The 17,500-nt window shown below is 59.7% G+C and carries 14 protein-coding genes; 7 read left to right on the top strand and 7 right to left on the bottom strand.

Annotated features, from left to right (window positions below):
* Positions 1 to 296: 296 nt before the first annotated feature.
* The 3 genes from E1573_RS08780 to E1573_RS08770 form a co-directional block, all read right to left on the bottom strand.
* Positions 297 to 2,276, bottom strand: a complete 1,980-nt coding sequence (locus tag E1573_RS08780; RefSeq protein WP_133212660.1) for an amidohydrolase — start codon at positions 2,274 to 2,276, stop codon at positions 297 to 299.
* 166 nt (positions 2,277 to 2,442) lie between these two features.
* Positions 2,443 to 3,096 carry a hydrolase gene (locus E1573_RS08775; RefSeq protein WP_133212658.1) on the bottom strand — a complete coding sequence of 218 codons (654 nt, stop codon included), beginning with the start codon at positions 3,094 to 3,096 and terminating at the stop codon, positions 2,443 to 2,445.
* A 116-nt stretch (positions 3,097 to 3,212) separates the two neighbouring features.
* Positions 3,213 to 4,139 carry a LysR family transcriptional regulator gene (locus tag E1573_RS08770; protein ID WP_133212656.1) on the bottom strand — a complete coding sequence of 309 codons (927 nt, stop codon included), beginning with the start codon at positions 4,137 to 4,139 and terminating at the stop codon, positions 3,213 to 3,215.
* Between the two features lie 146 nt (positions 4,140 to 4,285).
* Here E1573_RS08770 and E1573_RS08765 point away from each other — a divergent pair, with 146 nt between their 5' ends.
* The 4 genes from E1573_RS08765 to E1573_RS08750 all read left to right on the top strand — a co-directional run bounded on the left by E1573_RS08765 (position 4,286) and on the right by E1573_RS08750 (position 7,496).
* Positions 4,286 to 5,197 (top strand): helix-turn-helix domain-containing protein, encoded by a 912-nt coding sequence (locus tag E1573_RS08765; protein WP_256659502.1) that lies wholly within the window; start codon positions 4,286 to 4,288, stop codon positions 5,195 to 5,197.
* A 72-nt stretch (positions 5,198 to 5,269) separates the two neighbouring features.
* A complete protein-coding gene (locus E1573_RS08760) occupies positions 5,270 to 5,836 on the top strand; it encodes an antibiotic biosynthesis monooxygenase (protein ID WP_133212654.1) in 567 nt (188 codons plus the stop codon).
* Positions 5,837 to 5,949: 113 nt separating this feature from the next.
* Positions 5,950 to 6,213 (top strand): hypothetical protein, encoded by a 264-nt coding sequence (locus E1573_RS08755; RefSeq protein ID WP_133212652.1) that lies wholly within the window; start codon positions 5,950 to 5,952, stop codon positions 6,211 to 6,213.
* 29 nt (positions 6,214 to 6,242) lie between these two features.
* Positions 6,243 to 7,496 (top strand): OprD family outer membrane porin, encoded by a 1,254-nt coding sequence (locus tag E1573_RS08750; RefSeq protein ID WP_371925151.1) that lies wholly within the window; start codon positions 6,243 to 6,245, stop codon positions 7,494 to 7,496.
* A 187-nt stretch (positions 7,497 to 7,683) separates the two neighbouring features.
* Here E1573_RS08750 and E1573_RS08745 read toward each other — a convergent pair whose 3' ends face one another.
* From E1573_RS08745 to E1573_RS08730, 4 genes are all read right to left on the bottom strand, one after another.
* A complete protein-coding gene (locus tag E1573_RS08745) occupies positions 7,684 to 8,646 on the bottom strand; it encodes a bifunctional GNAT family N-acetyltransferase/nucleoside diphosphate kinase regulator (protein WP_133212648.1) in 963 nt (320 codons plus the stop codon).
* A gap of 140 nt (positions 8,647 to 8,786) precedes the next feature.
* The gene (locus E1573_RS08740; protein WP_133212646.1) at positions 8,787 to 9,929 is read right to left on the bottom strand and encodes an acyl-CoA dehydrogenase family protein; all 1,143 of its coding nucleotides are present in this window, start codon (positions 9,927 to 9,929) and stop codon (positions 8,787 to 8,789) included.
* A gap of 12 nt (positions 9,930 to 9,941) precedes the next feature.
* Positions 9,942 to 11,138: an acyl-CoA dehydrogenase family protein gene (locus tag E1573_RS08735; RefSeq protein WP_133212644.1), complete on the bottom strand. Its 1,197-nt coding sequence runs from the start codon at positions 11,136 to 11,138 to the stop codon at positions 9,942 to 9,944.
* A 96-nt stretch (positions 11,139 to 11,234) separates the two neighbouring features.
* The gene (locus tag E1573_RS08730; RefSeq protein ID WP_133212642.1) at positions 11,235 to 12,323 is read right to left on the bottom strand and encodes a Zn-dependent alcohol dehydrogenase; all 1,089 of its coding nucleotides are present in this window, start codon (positions 12,321 to 12,323) and stop codon (positions 11,235 to 11,237) included.
* A gap of 317 nt (positions 12,324 to 12,640) precedes the next feature.
* Between E1573_RS08730 and E1573_RS08725 the strand changes: the two genes are divergently transcribed.
* The 3 genes from E1573_RS08725 to E1573_RS08715 all read left to right on the top strand — a co-directional run bounded on the left by E1573_RS08725 (position 12,641) and on the right by E1573_RS08715 (position 17,476).
* Positions 12,641 to 14,269, top strand: coding sequence for a hypothetical protein (locus E1573_RS08725; RefSeq protein WP_133212640.1), 1,629 nt, complete (start codon positions 12,641 to 12,643; stop codon positions 14,267 to 14,269).
* Between the two features lie 249 nt (positions 14,270 to 14,518).
* Positions 14,519 to 16,087: an arylsulfatase gene (locus E1573_RS08720; RefSeq protein ID WP_133212638.1), complete on the top strand. Its 1,569-nt coding sequence runs from the start codon at positions 14,519 to 14,521 to the stop codon at positions 16,085 to 16,087.
* Positions 16,088 to 16,288: 201 nt separating this feature from the next.
* On the top strand, positions 16,289 to 17,476 hold the full coding sequence (locus E1573_RS08715; protein WP_133212636.1) for a lipid-transfer protein: 1,188 nt from the start codon (positions 16,289 to 16,291) through the stop codon (positions 17,474 to 17,476).
* The last annotated feature ends 24 nt before the right edge of the window (positions 17,477 to 17,500 follow it).

The following is a 17,500-nucleotide window of genomic DNA, read 5'->3' as shown; positions in this document are numbered from 1 at the left end:
CATGAGGCCACCTGTAGTTGTTCTTATGTGTGAAATTCATCATCACGACTCCTCCGCGCTGAAGCGTCCCCCCAGGGCAGGTGGCTGGCGGGGGGAGCGCTCGCGGCGTGCGGCCAGGTGCAAGAGTGTTCGGCAGGAACAGCCGGGCGCCCCCCAGGCCAGGAGGCTGGCTGGGCGGTACAAGAGGGAAACAGGAAAGGCGGCAGGCCCTCGGAAGGGCCTTGCCTATCGGTCAGGTTGACCGACTTGCGCTACCCGAAAACCGCGAGCCGGTCACCTGGCTCGCGGGAGCTGCGTCAGAATGCAAAGCACGAGCAGCCGAAGGCGCCCCAGAAGCCCTGGTAGTCACTGACCGGCACGTTCGAGCGACGCGCCCGGTCATGCTGGTGCGAATGCACCGCGCAGGGCCCGGCGCACTGGTGTACCTGGGCAACTAGCGGCGCGGCAGGTTTCCAATGCCCGGGCACCTTGTTCACCGGCGACCAATCAGGCATCACGGGCAGCGCGGGTGGCGAAAGCTTGTCGAACTCGGCCGCCCCGTAGACGACTTTGCCATCCACCACCGTGAGTACCGACTCAAGCCATTTGATCGAAGCTTCGTCGACGCTGAAGAAATCTGCCGACAGCGCGATCAAATCGGCGAACTGGCCAACCTTGATTTGGCCTTTCTTTCCTTGTTCGCTGGAGAACCAAGCACTGCCGTGGGTGAAGATCTGCAACGCCGTTTCGCGGGCAAGCCCTTGGGGGTGCAGCGCCAACCCGCCCACCGTCTTGCCACTGACCAGCCAGTACAAAGCCGTCCAAGGGTTGTAGCTGGCCACCCGCGTGGCGTCGGTGCCCCCCCCGACCGGCACGCCTTCGGCCAACATACGCTGGATCGGTGGGGTATGTTCGGCAGCCTTGGCGCCATAGCGATCGACAAAATATTCGCCCTGGAACGCCATGCGGTGCTGGATGGCAATACCACCGCCCAGCGCCCTGATGCGCTCGATGTTCTGCGGGCTGACTGTCTCGGCGTGGTCGAAGAACCACGGCAGGCCATTGAACGGGATATCCCGGTTGACCTTCTCAAACACATCGAGCATGCGTGAAATGGATTCATCGTAGGTCGCATGCAGGCGGAACGGCCAACGCTGCTCCACCAGATGACGAACCACCGGTTCCAGTTCCTGCTCCATGGTCGCCGGCAGATCCGGACGAGGCTCTAGGAAGTCTTCGAAATCGGCAGCAGAGAACACCAGCATCTCGCCGGCACCGTTGTGGCGGAAGAAGTCCGAGCCATCGCCTGGTTTGACCAGCTTGCTCCAGTTCTGGAAATCAGCCAGCTCTTCCTTGGGTTTTTGAGTGAACAGGTTGTAAGCAATCCGCACGGTCAACTGGCCGTTGTTGGCCAGTTCCTGAATCACTTGGTAATCATCGGGATAATTCTGGAAACCACCCCCGGCGTCGATGGCGCTGGTCACCCCCAGACGGTTCAGCTCGCGCATAAACTGGCGGGTGGAGTTGACTTGGTATTCCAACGGCAATTTGGGCCCTTTGGCCAAGGTCGCATAGAGAATCATCGCGTTCGGGCGCGCGATCAGCATGCCGGTCGGCTCGCCATTGGCATCGCGCTGAATCTCACCGCCAGGCGGGTTGGGCGTGTTGCGGTCATAGCCTACAACCTTCAACGCCGCGCGGTTGAGCAGCGCACGGTCATACAAGTGCAGGACGAATACCGGCGTATCGGGCGCGGCTTTGTTCAATTCCTCAAGGGTTGGCAGGCGCTTTTCAGCGAACTGAAACTCTGTCCAACCGCCGACCACCCTTACCCACTGCGGGGCCGGGGTACGGTCAGCTTGATCCTTGAGCATCCGTAGCGCATCGGCCAAGGACGGCACGCCTTCCCAGCGCAACTCCAGGTTGTAGTTCAGGCCTCCGCGGATGAGGTGCAAGTGGGAGTCGTTCAAACCAGGCACCACTGTGCGCCTGTTCAGGTCGATGGTGTGCGTGGTATCGCTGCGCAGTGCCATGACCTCGGCATCGCTGCCTACCGCCAGGAATCGGCCATCCTTGATGGCGACGGCGGTGGCACTTGGTTTATCCGGATCAACGGTATGGAAACGGCCATTGAACAATATCAGGTCGGCAGTCATGGATCCTCCTGGGTGACTGGCATGGGTCGGATCGCTAGCAGCGGCGAACGGGAGCGACGACCAGAGTGCGCCCGCAGCACCGAGCACGGTGCTAGCGGCAAGGAAATGACGACGGCTGTTGCTGGGTGGATCCTGTTTCATGGCGTCTTTCTCGCAAAGCCGATACACGTCGGCGTCAACAATGCAGATTAGCCACCCTTGCTTAAATGCTCATTTTTCCGAACGCCGTACAAGGAGATGGCATATTCCGCCATTGCGACATTGAACAGCCCACGGAGGCTTGTGAGGCACTCCTTGGGCCTTTCGATCAATGGCCTTCGGAGGCGTTGAACATGCTCTTGGCGTAGATCAGGCCCAAGCCATAGGCGCCACCATGGGCAATCGAGGTCTGGACGGTCTCGTTGTAGGTCTCGCCACGTGCCCAGTCGCGCTGTAGCTCGAGCAGGTATTGCAGCGAAGTCATGGGGCGGGCACCGAGCTGGATCATTCGCTCCATGGCGTGCTGATGGGCTTCGTTGGACACGTCGCCGCAGGCGTCAGCGATGACATAGACGTCAAAGCCCTGATCCAGTGCCGAGAGCGCTGGGCCAACAATACACACCGAAGTCCACAGGCCAGCCAGAACGATCTTTTGCTTGCCAATCTTGTTGACCTCAACGGCAATGCGCTCGTCTTCCCAAGTGTTCATGGTAGTGCGATCGATCACATGATGCTCAGGGAAGACCGAACGAATTTCATCGAAGATTGGGCCAGAGAAGCTTTTTTCCGCCACGGTGGTGAGGATGGTGGAAACCTTGAACTCCTTGGCAGCCTTGGAGACCAGCGCCGCATTGTTGCGCAATGACACCGCATCAATCGATTTGGTGGCAAAGGACATCTGCGACTGATGGTCGATCATGATCAAGGTGTGGTTGCTAGGATCGAGCAGGGTCTTGCCGGGTTCAGCTTTTGCGATAGCCATAAGATTGAGCCTCTGGTTGCGTTGTAGAGCCCAAACTGTGTGCCAGTAGAACCGGAAGCGTCTTGCACGAATGATCCCGATTTGAACGTTTGTGCTCCCAGCGCCTCAGTGCTGCCTCAATTGCATGTCCCTCCCCTGACCCAGGACGCACTGGCCAGATGGGAAACAAGGAACTCCAACAGCAGGGTCACGCGCACAGGCCGCAAACCACCCGGCGGTGTCACCAGATGAATGGCGATATCAGCGAAGTGCCAGTCGGCCAGCACATGCACCAGTTCCCCGGTTTGCAGCGCCTCCCATGCAAGGAACTCAGGCTGCAGGGCCAGCCCCTGCCCGGCCAGCAATGCCGGTTGCAGGAGGTCGGCATTATTACCACTAATGCCTCCACGCACCGGCACCACGCAGTCGCCCAAGGTCGAATGCGAGAACCGCCAACGCTCAGGCGTGGGTAGGTTGGTGTAGATCAGGCACTGGTGCTGCTCCAGCTCCTTGGGATGGGCAGGTTGCCCGTAACGTTGCAGGTACAACGGGCTTGCCACCAGAAGACGACGTACAGCAAAAAGCCTGCGCGATCTCAACGAGGAGTCTGGCAACTCCGCGATACGTATCGCGATGTCGTAACGGCCCGCCAACAGATCGACGATGCGATCATCCAAGGATAGATCAAGTTCGATTAGCGGATACTGTTGGCGAAATTCTGGCAACAGGGGGGCAAGGTATTTCAAGCCAAACGACATTGGCGCAGCCACACGTATCCTTCCGCTGGGAACACTCGCCTGAAGTGCTGCCTCGGCCTCTATGGCTCGCCCCTCCTCAAGCAGGCGCTGAGCCCATTCCAACGCCTGCTCACCAGCGCTCGTCAGTTGCAGAGAACGAGATGTACGAAGCAACAGAGCAACGCCCAAACGTTGTTCCAAGCGCGCAATTGCCTTGGACACCGTGGGCTGGGATATGCCTAATGTCTGCGCGGCTCGGGCAAATGAACCGCTGTTGGCCACCTGGGCAAAAATCGCCCAAGCCTGCAAGTCAGGAATGGTGTTCATAAAAAACAGAATAGATGAAATGCCATTTATTCTATTCAGCGTACCGAGCGTTCTCAATACTATTCTGGTGTACTCGGAAGGACTTGAGGATCAAGCCGAGGGCAATTGGCCACAGACCAGCTTGCAGTCCATGAAGGGAGCCGCCCATGCGCTTTACAATGTCCCCCAAGCGCCCAGCAAACATCGGTAGTTCACCCAGAAGTGCAAAGACCGGAAACTACTCGATTATCCGAAGCAGCGAAGACCACCCCGACCCTGACCTGCACGTTAATATTCCATGCGCCGATGCCTATTCCGTCGTTATCCAGCTCAAGGATTTCAACGCGCATCGGCTGTGGCAGGGTCGAGAACTCACCTATGTCGGCGGGCATGCCTGTCAAAGCACCTCGATCGTTTATCTTGGAGACGAGATCCGCTGCCAGCATCGGGCCGCTTATGACAACCTCAAATTCATCCTGCCGCGCAGCACGATCCAGTCGCTTTTCTACGAGGCTGGAGGCTCGACGACAGAAGGGCTTGAGCGAGTGCGAAGCCAGGTTGACCCCGTTGTTTACCATCTCTCCCTGGCATTGCTGCCGGCGCTGACGACACCGAGCGAAACCAACGAACTGTTCATTGACCAGGTGATGCTCGCCCTGCTGACACACCTTGACAAGCGCTATGGCAACGCCATTCTTACCAACGAAAAGACCAGGGGCCTCGCCACCTGGCAGCTCCGTCGAGCCAAGGAACTGATTGCCAACCATGTTACCGAAGGGCTCTCGGTGGAGCTTCTTGCCAAAGAGTGCTCACTGTCGCGCAGCTACTTCACCCGGGCCTTCAAGCAAAGTACCGGGCAATCACCTCACGAATGGCTAACGAAAATTCGCGTCGACAAGGCGAAAGCCCTGATGACCGATTCCGCGCTCAACCTCTCTGAGATCGGTCTGGATTGCGGCTTCGCTGACCAGTCACACTTTTCGCGCGTCTTTCTCAAACAGGTCGGTATGGCCCCCGCAAGCTGGCGACGCGCGCAGCGTCAAGTCTTCGATGGCGAGAGCACATATGTTCAAAACTGACACATCCCTACAAGAAACTCGGTAATCGCTGGGCTAACGTATCCGTGAACTCCCCACGCAGGCGGCAGACCGATGACCGATGACCTTCCTCAACACGATATCGCGACATTGCTTGTACGCCATTGCGTGAGACGAGATGCCGAGCCGGCATACGAACAATGGTTGCGCCGCACCGTCACTGCGGCAAAACGCTATCCCGGCCACCTGGGCGTCGATGTCATGCGTAACCGAGACGGCGATCAGCACCAGTTCACCTCAGTGATCCGTTTCGCCACGACCGTGCAACTGCAGGCATGGCTAGACTCCGATGAACGGCGCGAACTGGTTGCTGAGATAACCCCGCTGCTGATCGCGGGCGATCGAACCGAAGCCAATGCCAACCGTGAGTTCTGGTTCACGCCATCTGAAGAAAGTACCGCACCCGTGCGCTGGAAACAGGTGTGCGTCACGTTTCTGGTGATTCTGCCTTTAAGCTTGGTGGTGCCCTTGCTGTGGCAACCTTTGTTTGCCAAGTGGCCCTGGTTGGGCGGGTACATTGCCAGCAACGTGCTGATCACCCTCAGCATCGTATTGTTGGTGGTTTATATCTTCATGCCGTGGGCGACACGCTTGTTTTCGACGTGGCTAAAACGCCAATAGCGACGTACAAAAAAAAACCATGAACAGGAGCTAACCCTAAAAGACACCGCTGCATTGTTGGTATCGGCACTGTTTGCGCGAGTTTTCACAGCCTCCTTACTTGATGGTGGCTCATGAGCTACGGAGTGACCACCATGCAGGCACCAAGCCCCTCTCTGCGCAATCAATTGAGACACATTGTCGGCCTGTTGGCCCGGCTCTGCAGCCTGCCAATGCTCGGCGTGCTCTTCATCTGCGTGATATTCGTTCATCCGGACTGGGCGCTGGAACAAGGCCAGTTCGCCTGGCTGCTGATCATTCTTTATGGCGGTCGACTCCTTACCGGGCGCGGCAGCATTTCAATTCAAGGCGATAGCTTGCGCAGGATCGTACCGTGATCAGCGTACGCACCTGTGCGTGCACTTGTCTGTGTTTAGTCGCGGCTGCCAGCCACGCAGACGAGCCCATGGGTGAGTGGTCATTGCTGTCACGAAATTTCTTGCTCGATAGCGATTTTCGCAACAAGGAACCTGGAGCACCCGGCAGGCGCCGGGAATGGGCCCAGGGGTTCATTGGCGCCCTGAGTTCTGCCTACACCCCTGGCATCGTGGGGATAGGCGTCGACCTTCACGGTTTCGTCGGCATAAAGCTTGATGGCGGACGAGGACACGCAGGGGTTGGACTGCTGCCGGTGGATAGCGATGGCCGGGCAGCGTCCGAGTATTCGGACGCAGGCGGCGCGCTGAAGTTGAAAGCCGGCAATACCGTGTTGAGCTACGGCGAAATGCTGGTGGAGACTCCAGTCTTCGACACGGGCGACAAGCGCCTGCAACCGGAATACGCCACTGGCTGGTTCCTTGACAGCACGCTGTCGTCGGTTTGGAAGCTGCAAGCTGGGCGTTTCACCGCTTTCAAGAATCAGGCGGGTAGCTCGTCCTATGAAGACTTCGAAGGCTACGGCGCTACGACTAAAAACAATGCGATCAGCCTGGTGGGCTCGCTCTACAAGGTCAGGCGCGAGGACTACAGCTGGGGCGCCTCCGTGTTCGGTGGCCAGCTAGAAGACGTCTGGCAGCAGCGCTATCTGAACCTGAATGCCAGCACTGGCGCTCTGTCAGTGGATGGCAACCTCTACAAGGTGCGCGACCAGGGGCTGGCAAAAGCTGGAAAGATCGACACCCTGGCCTACAGCATCCTGACGTCCATCGCAATGACGAGCCACACGTTGAGCCTGGGCTACCAGAAAGTTGAAGGCAGCACGCCTTTCGACTTTGTCGGTGGCGACTCCATCTACCTCGCCAACTCCATCAAATTTGCCGACTTCAACGGCCCGGGTGAGCAATCATGGCAAGGGCGATATCAGTGGAACGCTGCAACTGCAGGCGTGCCGGGGCTGACCTTCTCGCTGCGCTACGTCACCGGTAGAAGTATTGATGGTACTCATGCTCCCCGTGGCGGTGCATACAACCCGTTCGACCCAGATGCAGGAGCCTTCGTGCCCGCGCAAGGCAAAGGGGGCAAGCACTGGGAGCGGGATATGGATCTTCGCTACGTCGTGCAAGGCGGCCCCGCTAAAGACCTTTCGATCGCACTGGCTCATGTCAGCCACCGGGCTAATGATGCCCAGGCGGGGCCCGATCTTGATCGGATCTATGTGGTGATCGAGTTTCCTCTTAAATGAACCAGGGCGACGGTATACGCGTCGCCGCACTTGATAGAGAAGAATCTACTACGTTCCTCGGGCGGTGTTGTGGATGTCCTCCAGTTTCTTGATCTTGGCGTTGCAGTTGGTCTACGCGGTGAACGGCGCGGTCCCGTCCTTTGGGGATCTTCACGCCCTATGAACGAACACTGAGCTAAGGGCGCTGTTACAGGTGAAAATCGCCTGCGGCCTCCGGCTGGTAAAGCACTTTCCTGATCTCGATCCGGCGGGTGCGATCAGAAATTCGCCAGTCGATGGCGTCCCCCTCCTGATAGCCCAGGATGGCGGCACCGATGTCGGAACACACGGAATGCTTCCCGGCGCTGCTGTCCGCGTCTTCAGGGTAAACCAAGGCCACTTCAATCTCTTCGTCGTCCAGCTGCAGCAACGCCCTGGAGTTCATCGTGACGACATTGCGTGCCACCTGCTGCGGTTTGACGACAATGGCTCGTTCAAGCTCATGTTCGAGTTCAATAATGGCCGAGCCTTGCTCGAGCACGATCAGGCTCTCGAGCCTGGCCTTGTCGATTTCAGTGATGTAGATCCCCGTGGAGTCGCCAATCGCACCTTCGCGCAATAACTGGAGATAGCGCCCCGCCGTCATGGAAAATGACTTCAATGTCGGCGATTCGCGCTCAAGCACAAAGCCGCTGCGCAGAAAGGCTTTCAGCGAACGCACGTTGTCCGGGTGGATCTTGGCGATGAGCTTCTCGGCCCGCATGTCGAGGAAGGCCAGCTTCATGCCTTCGCGGATCGTGCGGGCGCCAAGGTTTCGGCCCCATTTATTGCTGTCGCCGATGACCAGGACTATCTCGCAATGTGAACCGGTCTTGATGAGGCGGACAAAGCCCACCGGAGCGTCATGCCGGTCATAGGCCATGAAGAATCGGCCGCCTTGGTTGAACAGATGGGTCAGGATCGGCGATTGCGTCCGATCGATGGCTTGCTCGATGGAGCGAGAGACATGACGCGAATCACTCAGATAGCAGGTGACGCGCTCATCCTCCAACCAATCCACCAGCTTCAACGCGTGCGCCCGAGTAATCTCAGGGCACAGCGAAATGAAAGGCTTATTCATCTTCACCACACTTATTCGTAAAGGATGAAAGCCCTCCATGGCTATGGCCATGACGGTTCTTTCGGCAACCGGCTATCTTAAGACATAACGCGAGTAATGCCGAACATTCTGGCATCCACGCGCTCAGTACCGGGACAGTTCCTTGAAAAACCGGCCCATACAGGCACCGGTCAATAAGGTGGTTCGCTTGATCAGGCGACTTGCATTAGCCGGCTGAAGCTTTCCAGATGATGGTCATCATCACCGAACTGGCGGGCGACCATCAGCAAATGCTTGGCGTGGTGCGACAACACGTATTCCCAGGTCAGGCCTATACCGCCATGCAGCTGGATGGCGTTGTCGGCGATGAAGCGCCCAGCGCGGCAGGTCACCACCTTGGCGGCAGCCAAGGCGCGGCTGCGTTCGTCGCTGTCGGGCTCATCGGCAACGCAAGCGGCCAGGATTGCCATCGCACTGGCCTGGTCCAGTTCCATGCGCATTTCCACCATGCGGTGTTGCAGCGCCTGGAAACTGCCGATGGCCACACCGAACTGCTTGCGGGTTTTCAGATAATCGAGGGTCAGCTCGCACGCAGCTTCCATGCTGCCGACCGCTTCGGCACATTGCGCGGCGATGGCGCGGCCCTGCTGGTAACGCAGCGCCGCCAATGCCTTGCCCGGCTCACCGAGCAGCTCGGCAGCAGTAACGTGCACGTCGTCAAGGAGCAACTCGCACGCCTTGCGGCCATCGATGCTGTGATACTCACGACGGGAAACGCCTTCGCAGTTCGGGTCGACCAGGAACAGGCTGATGCCGTCTGTGTCACGCGCCTCCCCGCTGGTACGTGCAGACACCAGAATCAGCCCGGCGCTCTGCCCTCCCACAACCACAGATTTACGCCCCTGCAGCTTCCAGCCCCCCTCTTCCGGAATCGCAGTGACTTCGACATCATTGAGCAGGTAGTGGCTCTGCGGCTCGTCCACCGCAACCGCCAATTGCAGTGTGGTGCTGGCCACTTGGGGCAAAAGTACGGCCTTCTGCGACGCATTGCCGAGTTGCTCGACCAGCCCACCGGCGAAGACCACCGAGTGCAGGTAGGGCTCCAGGCACAGGTTACGGCCGAGTTCCTTCATGATCAGCATAAGGTCCACACCGCTGCCGCCGAAGCCGCCGAACGCTTCGGCGAACGGCACGGCTGCCAGCCCCAGCTCACCGAGCTGTTGCCACAGCTGCGCGCTGAAGCCCTGGGCGCTTTCGCGGAACGTCTCCCGCTGCTCATAGCCGTACGTGTCACGTACCAGCCGGGCAGCAGTTTGCTGCAGCATTTGCTGCTCTTGGTTGAGTGTGAAGTCCATGATCCTTGCCCCTTACAGCCCGAGAACAGTCTTGGCGATGATGTTTTTCTGAATTTCGTTGGAGCCGCCATAGACGGTGGCCTTGCGGTTATCCAGGTACTGCGGGACAGACGTGCAGCTATCGGCAGAGTAAAGCGGCGCCGCGACCTCGTCGTAGCCCAGTTCATCCTCAAGGAACGGCATGGCATAGGGGCCTGCGGCCTTGTTGATCAGGTGCGAGATGGCCAAGCGGATTTCAGTGCCGCGAATCTTCAGCATCGAGCTTTCCGCGCCTGGCGCGGCACCATCCACGGCAGCCACCAGGGTTCGCATATTGCTCACCTCAATGGCCATCAACTGGATTTCCACGTCGGCGATCTGGGCACGGAACTGCGCGTCTTCGATCAGCGGCCTGCCGTTCTTCAGTTCCTTAGCGGCAATGCGTTTCAGGCGCTCCAGCATGGCTTTGGCAATGCCCACCCCGGCGATGGCCGTGCGTTCATGGGTCAGCAGGTATTTGGCGCAGGTCCAGCCTTCGTTCTCGCGACCGACCAGGTTCTCCAGCGGTACACGCACGTTGTCGAAGAACACTTCGTTGACTTCGTGCTCGCCGTCCAGGGTGATGATCGGACGCACAGTGATGCCCGGCGTTTTCATGTCGATCAACAGGAAGCTGATACCGCGCTGCTGTTTGGCTTGCGGATCGGTACGCACCAGGCAGAAGATCCAATCGGCCATGTGCCCGGTGGTGGTCCAGGCCTTCTGGCCGTTCACCACATAGTGGTCGCCGTCACGTACGGCGCGGGTCTTGACCGCAGCCAGATCAGAGCCGGCGCCCGGCTCGGAATAGCCCTGGCACCACCAGTCCTCGACACTGAGAATACGTGGCAGAAAGCGGGCCTTCTGCTCCTCGGTCCCGAATTTGATCAGCACCGGCGCCACCATGTTCACGCCAAAGGGCACGATCCACGGGGTTCCAAAGAGGTTGCACTCTTCATCGAAGATGTGTTTTTGCACAGCACTCCAACCGGTGCCACCAAATTCCACCGGCCAGTTCGCTGCCAGCCAGCCGCGCTCGCTCAACAGGCGTAACCAGATGACCTGGTGCTCCTTGTTGAAGTGCTTGCCGTGGCGACCGCGCTCGGCGATTTCCGCAGGAAGGTTGTCACGCAAAAATGCGCGCACTTCCTCACGAAAGGCCTGCTCGGTCGCAGTGTAGTGGATATCCATCGAAGCATTCCTCAGCGTGTTGTAACCATGCCGAACGCACGTCAACGACGTGCGTCCATGTGCAAGCAGAGGGGCACTGGCCCCGGATGCGCCCGATTACTGATCGAAGACGATCACCGAGCGGGCCAACTCACCGCGGCGCAGTTCGTCGAAGCCTTCGTTGATCTGCTCCAGCTTGATGCGCTGAGAGATCATCTCGTCGAGTTTCAGCCGGCCTTGCATGTAAAAGTCGACCAGCATCGGGATGTCCACCGGGAAGCGGTTCGAGCCCATGCGCGAACCCTGGATGCGGCGCTGGCCTTGCAGCAGCGCCAAGGGGTCCAGCTCCAACTTGATGCCTGGCTTGATCACCCCCACGATGGTGGCACTGCCACCACGCGTCAGCATGGCAAAGGCCTGTTCGGCGGTCTGTTTCAGGCCAATGCACTCGATGGCGTGCTGTACGCCGCCTTTGGTCAGCTCCAGCACCTGCTGTACCGGGTCGCCATTTTTCGGATTGATCACATCGGTCGCGCCGAATGTCTTCGACAGTTCCAGTTTCGAGTCAACCATATCGATCGCGATGATCCGACCTGCGCCGGCCAGTGCGGCGCCGTTGATGGCCGATAGCCCGATACCGCCGCATCCGATGACAGCCACGGTATCTCCAGGGCGAACACCACTGGTATTGATCGCAGCGCCCGCACCGGTGGTGACTGCACAGCCGATCAAAGCGGCACGATCGAGCGGCATGTCGCGGCGAATGGCAACCAGCGCATGCTCATGCACGAGCATCTGCTCGGCATAGGACGACAGGTTGACGAACTGTGGTATCGGCTTTTGCAGGTAGCTCAGCCGCGACTCTTCTTTCGCACCGCGCTGGGTTTCCGGCGACTCGCAGAGGGTCATCTGACCGGTCAGACAGTGGGCGCAGTGCCCGCAATACACCGAAAGGCAGGTGACCACATGATCCCCCGGCTTGACCGTGCGCACATCGGAGCCGACCGCCTCGACAATACCGGCCGCTTCGTGGCCCAGCACCAGCGGCCCAGGGTAAGGAAGCATGCCGTCGACAATGTGCAGGTCAGAGTGGCACATGCCAACTGCGACGGTACGCACCAATACCTCGCGCGGCCCGGGCTTGCTGATGCCGACATCCTCAATGGTCAACGGAGAACCCGGCTTGTGGAACACAGCTGCTTTCATGGGAATACCTCGGATGTTGTTGTTATGGGGCAGGCCCCGATACCAGAGCAGTGATTGCACAGCATCAGCGCCAGATCGTCACGACGCTCCGGTGTCTCGCCAGAGGGCAGCAGCGCCCGGCACCGGCATTCCGGGCACGTTACCCAGACGTACGGATTGAACTCCCACCCCAAAGTGGGTAGGCGCCCTCCTGCATACATCGACAGCCGCCACCCTCCCCTCAATGGGGAGGGACATTCGCAGCGTCTTGCCCAGATGGTAGGCAGCGATGCTGTGAAAAACGCCGTCGGCGATAACAACAAGAGGACTTCAGCACCATGAAACCAACGGGAACCTGGTTCAAACGAACGCCATTGCTCAGCGCTACCAGCGTAGCCCTGGCCGCAAGCCTGTTTGCCATCGCCTCGGCGGCGCAGGCGCAGCCAGAGTCGCCACCGCGCAATCCTTTCCTCGCCGACTCGAACTATTCGGTGGTGCACGGCAACCCGGCGCAAACCGATTCGACAGTGGATGCCGGGCCGGTCGACAGCAGCCGTCAACTCAGGCCCGAGGAACTGCGCTACCACGACCTGGGCATGTTCAATCTGCTGTACCTCGTCTCGGGCAAGTACGCCGACGGCAAGCGCGTGATCTGGACCAACGGCAGCCAGTTCATGACCAAGCTCGACTACGACAGCTTCAACGTCATCTCCTCGCTGCGCATGCCCGGCACCGATCACAACGACCACCTGGCACACGAGAACTGGCTGAAAGTCTTCGATTCCAACGCCGACCTTCAGACCAAGCTCGCGGCTGCCCGGCAGTCCGGCATACCGGCGGCCTCCGGGGTCTATACTCTGTTGGACAAAGACAACCAGTACGTGGTCGGTGGCAACGGCTTTGTCCGAATCTACGGTGATCAGATTCCCGGCGACCGGCAGTCCGGGGTTGTGGTTCGCGCCGAATGGCTTCAGCCCAAGGAGATCACCGGCACCTTCATGGGCATGAACATGACCTATGACGGCCGGATCATCCTGGCGACCACCGATGGTTACCTGGTTGCCCTGTCGCGCGACTTCAAGGATGTGCAGAGCATCCGCCTGCCTGGCGCAACGGAGGAAATCCCCAAGCAACCCAAAGGCGTTTTCTGGGTGCGCAACGGCTTTGCCATCGACGAAAAAGGTGGCATTTACATTGCGTCGCAGAACCATCTGCACAAAGTGGTGTGGAATGGCGAGCGCTTCTCGACACAAGAGAAAGATGGTGCCTGGAGCGAGCCCTATAGCAACTCGCTCGGCCGCGGTACCGGCGCCACGCCGACCCTGGTGGGTTTCGGCAACGATCCGGACAAGCTCGTTGCCCTCACCGACGGCGACAAGCTGATGAACGTCGTAGCCTTCTGGCGCGATGCAATTCCCGAGAGCTGGAAACAGCTGGACGGCACGCCCTCGCGGCGCATCGCCGGGATGCTGCCGGCGAACTTCGGCGACCCGGATCTGCAAGCGGCTCAGAGCGAGCAGTCGCTGGCGACGTCCGGCTACGGCATGTTCGTGGTCAACAACGAGCCACGCAACGTGCCTGAGGCCATCCTCAACGCCCCGCGCGAAAAGCTGCTGTTCATCGGCTACCTCAGCTACCTGAAAGAGCACGCCCCGGTCGGCGGGCAGAAGTTCGAGTGGGACCCCAAGCGCAAGACACTTACCAGCGCATGGGCAAACAGAGAGATCTCCTCGCCCAACAGCGTGCCTTTCGTCTCTACCGGCTCGAACATGGTGTACCTGTCCGGTGCACGCAACGACCAGTGGACCCTCGAAGCTATCGACTGGACCACTGGCAAAAGCGCATTCCACTACACCCTCGGCGGCGCTCGCTTCAACAGCTTCTATTCACAACCCCAGGTCGACGACCAGGGCCGCGTGATGGTCAGTGCGCTGTACGGGGCGCTGCGCATTCAACCGAAAAAATAACCCTTGGGCCCTAGGCTCTGTATGAAAAGTTTTGAGACGAAGGTCAGGCAAGGCGAAAACAGCCGAGGAAGCGGAGTTTACGGGTTGTAAATGAGCATTCCGAGGCTGTTTTCAACGCAGCATCACCGAGTATCAAGGCTTTTCGTACAGAGCCTAAGCCCGCGACTGGCAGGAGCGGCCTTGCCCCCTTCTGCACGGCGCGGGCCTTACGACGCACCGCACCCATTAAAACAAGAGGACTGCAACAACATGAAGTGGAAAGGAAAATGGCTAGCGAACCTGGCCCTGACCGGCTCGCTGCTCAGCGCTGTCTTTGCCGCCAACGCTGCAGAAAAACCGAACATCCTGGTGATTTTCGGTGACGACATCGGTTACTTCAACCTCAGTGCCTACAACCAGGGCATGATGGGTTACGAAACCCCCGGCATCGACCGCATTGCCAAAGAAGGAGCGTTGTTCACCCACGCCTACGGCGAACAGTCTTGCACGGCCGGCCGTTCGGCATTCGCGCTCGGCCAGCACCCGTTCCGCACCGGCCTGCTGACCGTCGGCATGCCAGGCTCCGAGCACGGCATCCCTGATTGGGCGCCGACCATCGGCGACGTGATGAAACAGCAAGGCTATACCACTGGCCAGTTCGGCAAAAACCACCTCGGCGACCGCGACAAACACCTGCCGACCAAGCACGGCTTCGACGAGTTCTTTGGCAACCTCTACCACATGAACGCCGAGGAGGAGCCGGAGACGTACTACTACCCCAAAGACCCTGAATTCCGGAAAAAGTACGGCCCACGCGGGGTGATCCACTCCTACGCTGATGGCCGGGTCGAAGACACCGGCCCACTCACCCGCAAGCGCATGGAAACCATCGACGATGAACTGGTGCAGGCCACCGAAAACTTCATCGACAAAGCGCACAAAAACGACAAGCCGTTTTTCATCTGGTTCAACAGCACCCGCATGCACGTCTGGACTCACCTGAAGAAGGAGTCCGAGGGCAAGACCGGCATCGGCCTGTACCCCGATGGTATGGTCGAGCACGATGGTCAGATCGCCCAGCTGCTGAAAAAGCTCGACGACCTTGGCATCGCCGACAACACCATCGTCATCTACACCACCGACAACGGCGCGCAGAAACTCAGTTGGCCAGACGGCGGCACCTCGCCATTCTATGGCGAGAAAGGCACCTCCAACGAAGGCGGCCATCGCATCCCGCTGCTGGTGAAATGGCCGGGCGTGATCAAGCCGGGCAGCCGCTACAACAACATGATCGCGCACAACGACTGGATGCCTACCCTGGCAGCGGCCGCTGGCGACAACACCCTGGTAGCAGACCTGGCCAAAGGCGCCGAGCGCAACGGCAAAGAATGGCGTGTGCACCTGGACGGCTACGACTTCCTGCCGTTCTTCAAGGGCGAGGCCAAAGACAGCCCGCGTGAGGAGTACTTCTACTTCAGCATGGGCGGTGACCTCGACGCCATCCGCTGGAAGGACTGGCGCCTGAGCTTCGCCAACATGGAAGGTGACTTCAGCACCGCGGTGCGCACGGTGAGCAACGTGCCGACCCTCACCAACCTCAAGGCCGACCCCTTCCAGACCGCACGCAAGGAATCTCAAGCGTCCCGGCGTTGGTCGAGCGACCAGGCCTGGCTGCTGGTGCCTATCCAGGCGAAGGTCAAGGCGTTTCTCGCCACCATTCCCCAGTACCCCTTCCAGGAAGGCATGAGCCTGAACGTTGCCAACATCAACTACCAGAGCCTGGGCCTGAAGAAGACATTGATGAATCTGCAGCAGGCCAAGCAACCCGCCGCCAACTGATCACCACCCCTCCGGTAGGAGCGGGCTTGCCCCGCGATTGAGGTCTGTCAGACACATCGCATCGCGGGGCAAGCCCGCTCCTACCGGAGGATGGCCTACCCACAGTTGGTAGGACCCTCGCAGCCTCGCTTCTGCAAGCATCGTATAGACGGTGGCGCCCTCCAGTGATCGCCCCGAATCCCCCAGAATCCAGGAGTCAGCATGAGCGAGAAGGTAGTAGTTGCCGGCGTCGGCATGATCCAGTTCACCAAGCCGGGTGCAAGCCCCAGTTACATCGAGATGGGTGCCGACGCCGTGCGCCTGGCACTGAAAGATGCCGGCATCGAGTACAACCAAGTGCAAATGGCCTTTGCCGGCTACGCCATCGGCGACACCACGTGTGGCCAGGCTGTGCTCTATCGCGTAGGCCGCACCAGTATTCCAGTGATCAACGTCAACAACGCCTGTGCCAGCGGCTCCTCTGCCCTGTACATGGCGCGCCTGGCAGTTGCCAGCGGCCAGGTCGAATGTGCCCTGGCGGTGGGCTTCGAACAGATGTACTCCGGCCCGACGCGTTCGGCCTTCTCTGACCGCCCGTTCCCTCGCGCTGACGTTCAGCCGATCCAGGATGAACTGTGTGCTGATGTTGGCGAGATTCCGCGCAACCTGATTACCTTCGGTGGCGCAGGCCGTGAGCACATGCACAAGTACGGCACCAAAATGGAAACCTTCGCCGCGATCCGCGCCAAGGCCAGCCGTCACGCTGCCAACAACCCGCTGGCGCTGTTCAAGAAGGTCGTCAGCACCCAAGACGTAATGAACGACACCCTGATGTGGCCCGGCGTGATGACCCGCCTGATGGCCTGCCCACCGACCTGCGGCGCGGCGGCGGCGATCATCTGCACCGAAGCCTTCGCCAGAAAGCACGGCCTGCGCTCCGACGTGAGCATTCTCGCCCAGTCGCTGCGCACCGACCCGGTCGAGTCCTTCGAGCCGAAGTCGATGATCAGCCTGGTCGGCTTCCACATGGCCAAAGCCGCCGCCGATGAAGTCTACGAGAAAGCCGGCATCGGCCCGGACGACATCCGCGTCGTCGAGCTGCACGACTGCTTCGCCCACAACGAACTGCTCACCTATGAATCGCTGGGCCTGTGCCCGATTGGTGGTGCCGAGCGCTTCGTACTCGATGGCGACAACACCTACGGCGGCCGTGTGGTCACCAACCCGTCCGGCGGCCTGCTCTCCAAAGGCCACCCGATCGGCGCCACCGGCCTGGCGCAGTGCTATGAGCTGACCCACCAACTGCGTGGCAGCGCCGACAAGCGCCAGGTCGATGGGGTGCAGATCGCTCTGCAGCACAACCTGGGCCTGGGTGGCGCCTGCGTCGTCACCCTGTACGGCAAGAACTGAACATCAATCCAACACACGCGCCCT

Origin of the sequence: Pseudomonas sp. H9 (assembly GCF_004353925.1) — a bacterium.
Taxonomy (GTDB): Bacteria; Pseudomonadota; Gammaproteobacteria; order Pseudomonadales; family Pseudomonadaceae; genus Aquipseudomonas.
This window is presented reverse-complemented; position numbering and strand designations above follow the sequence as displayed.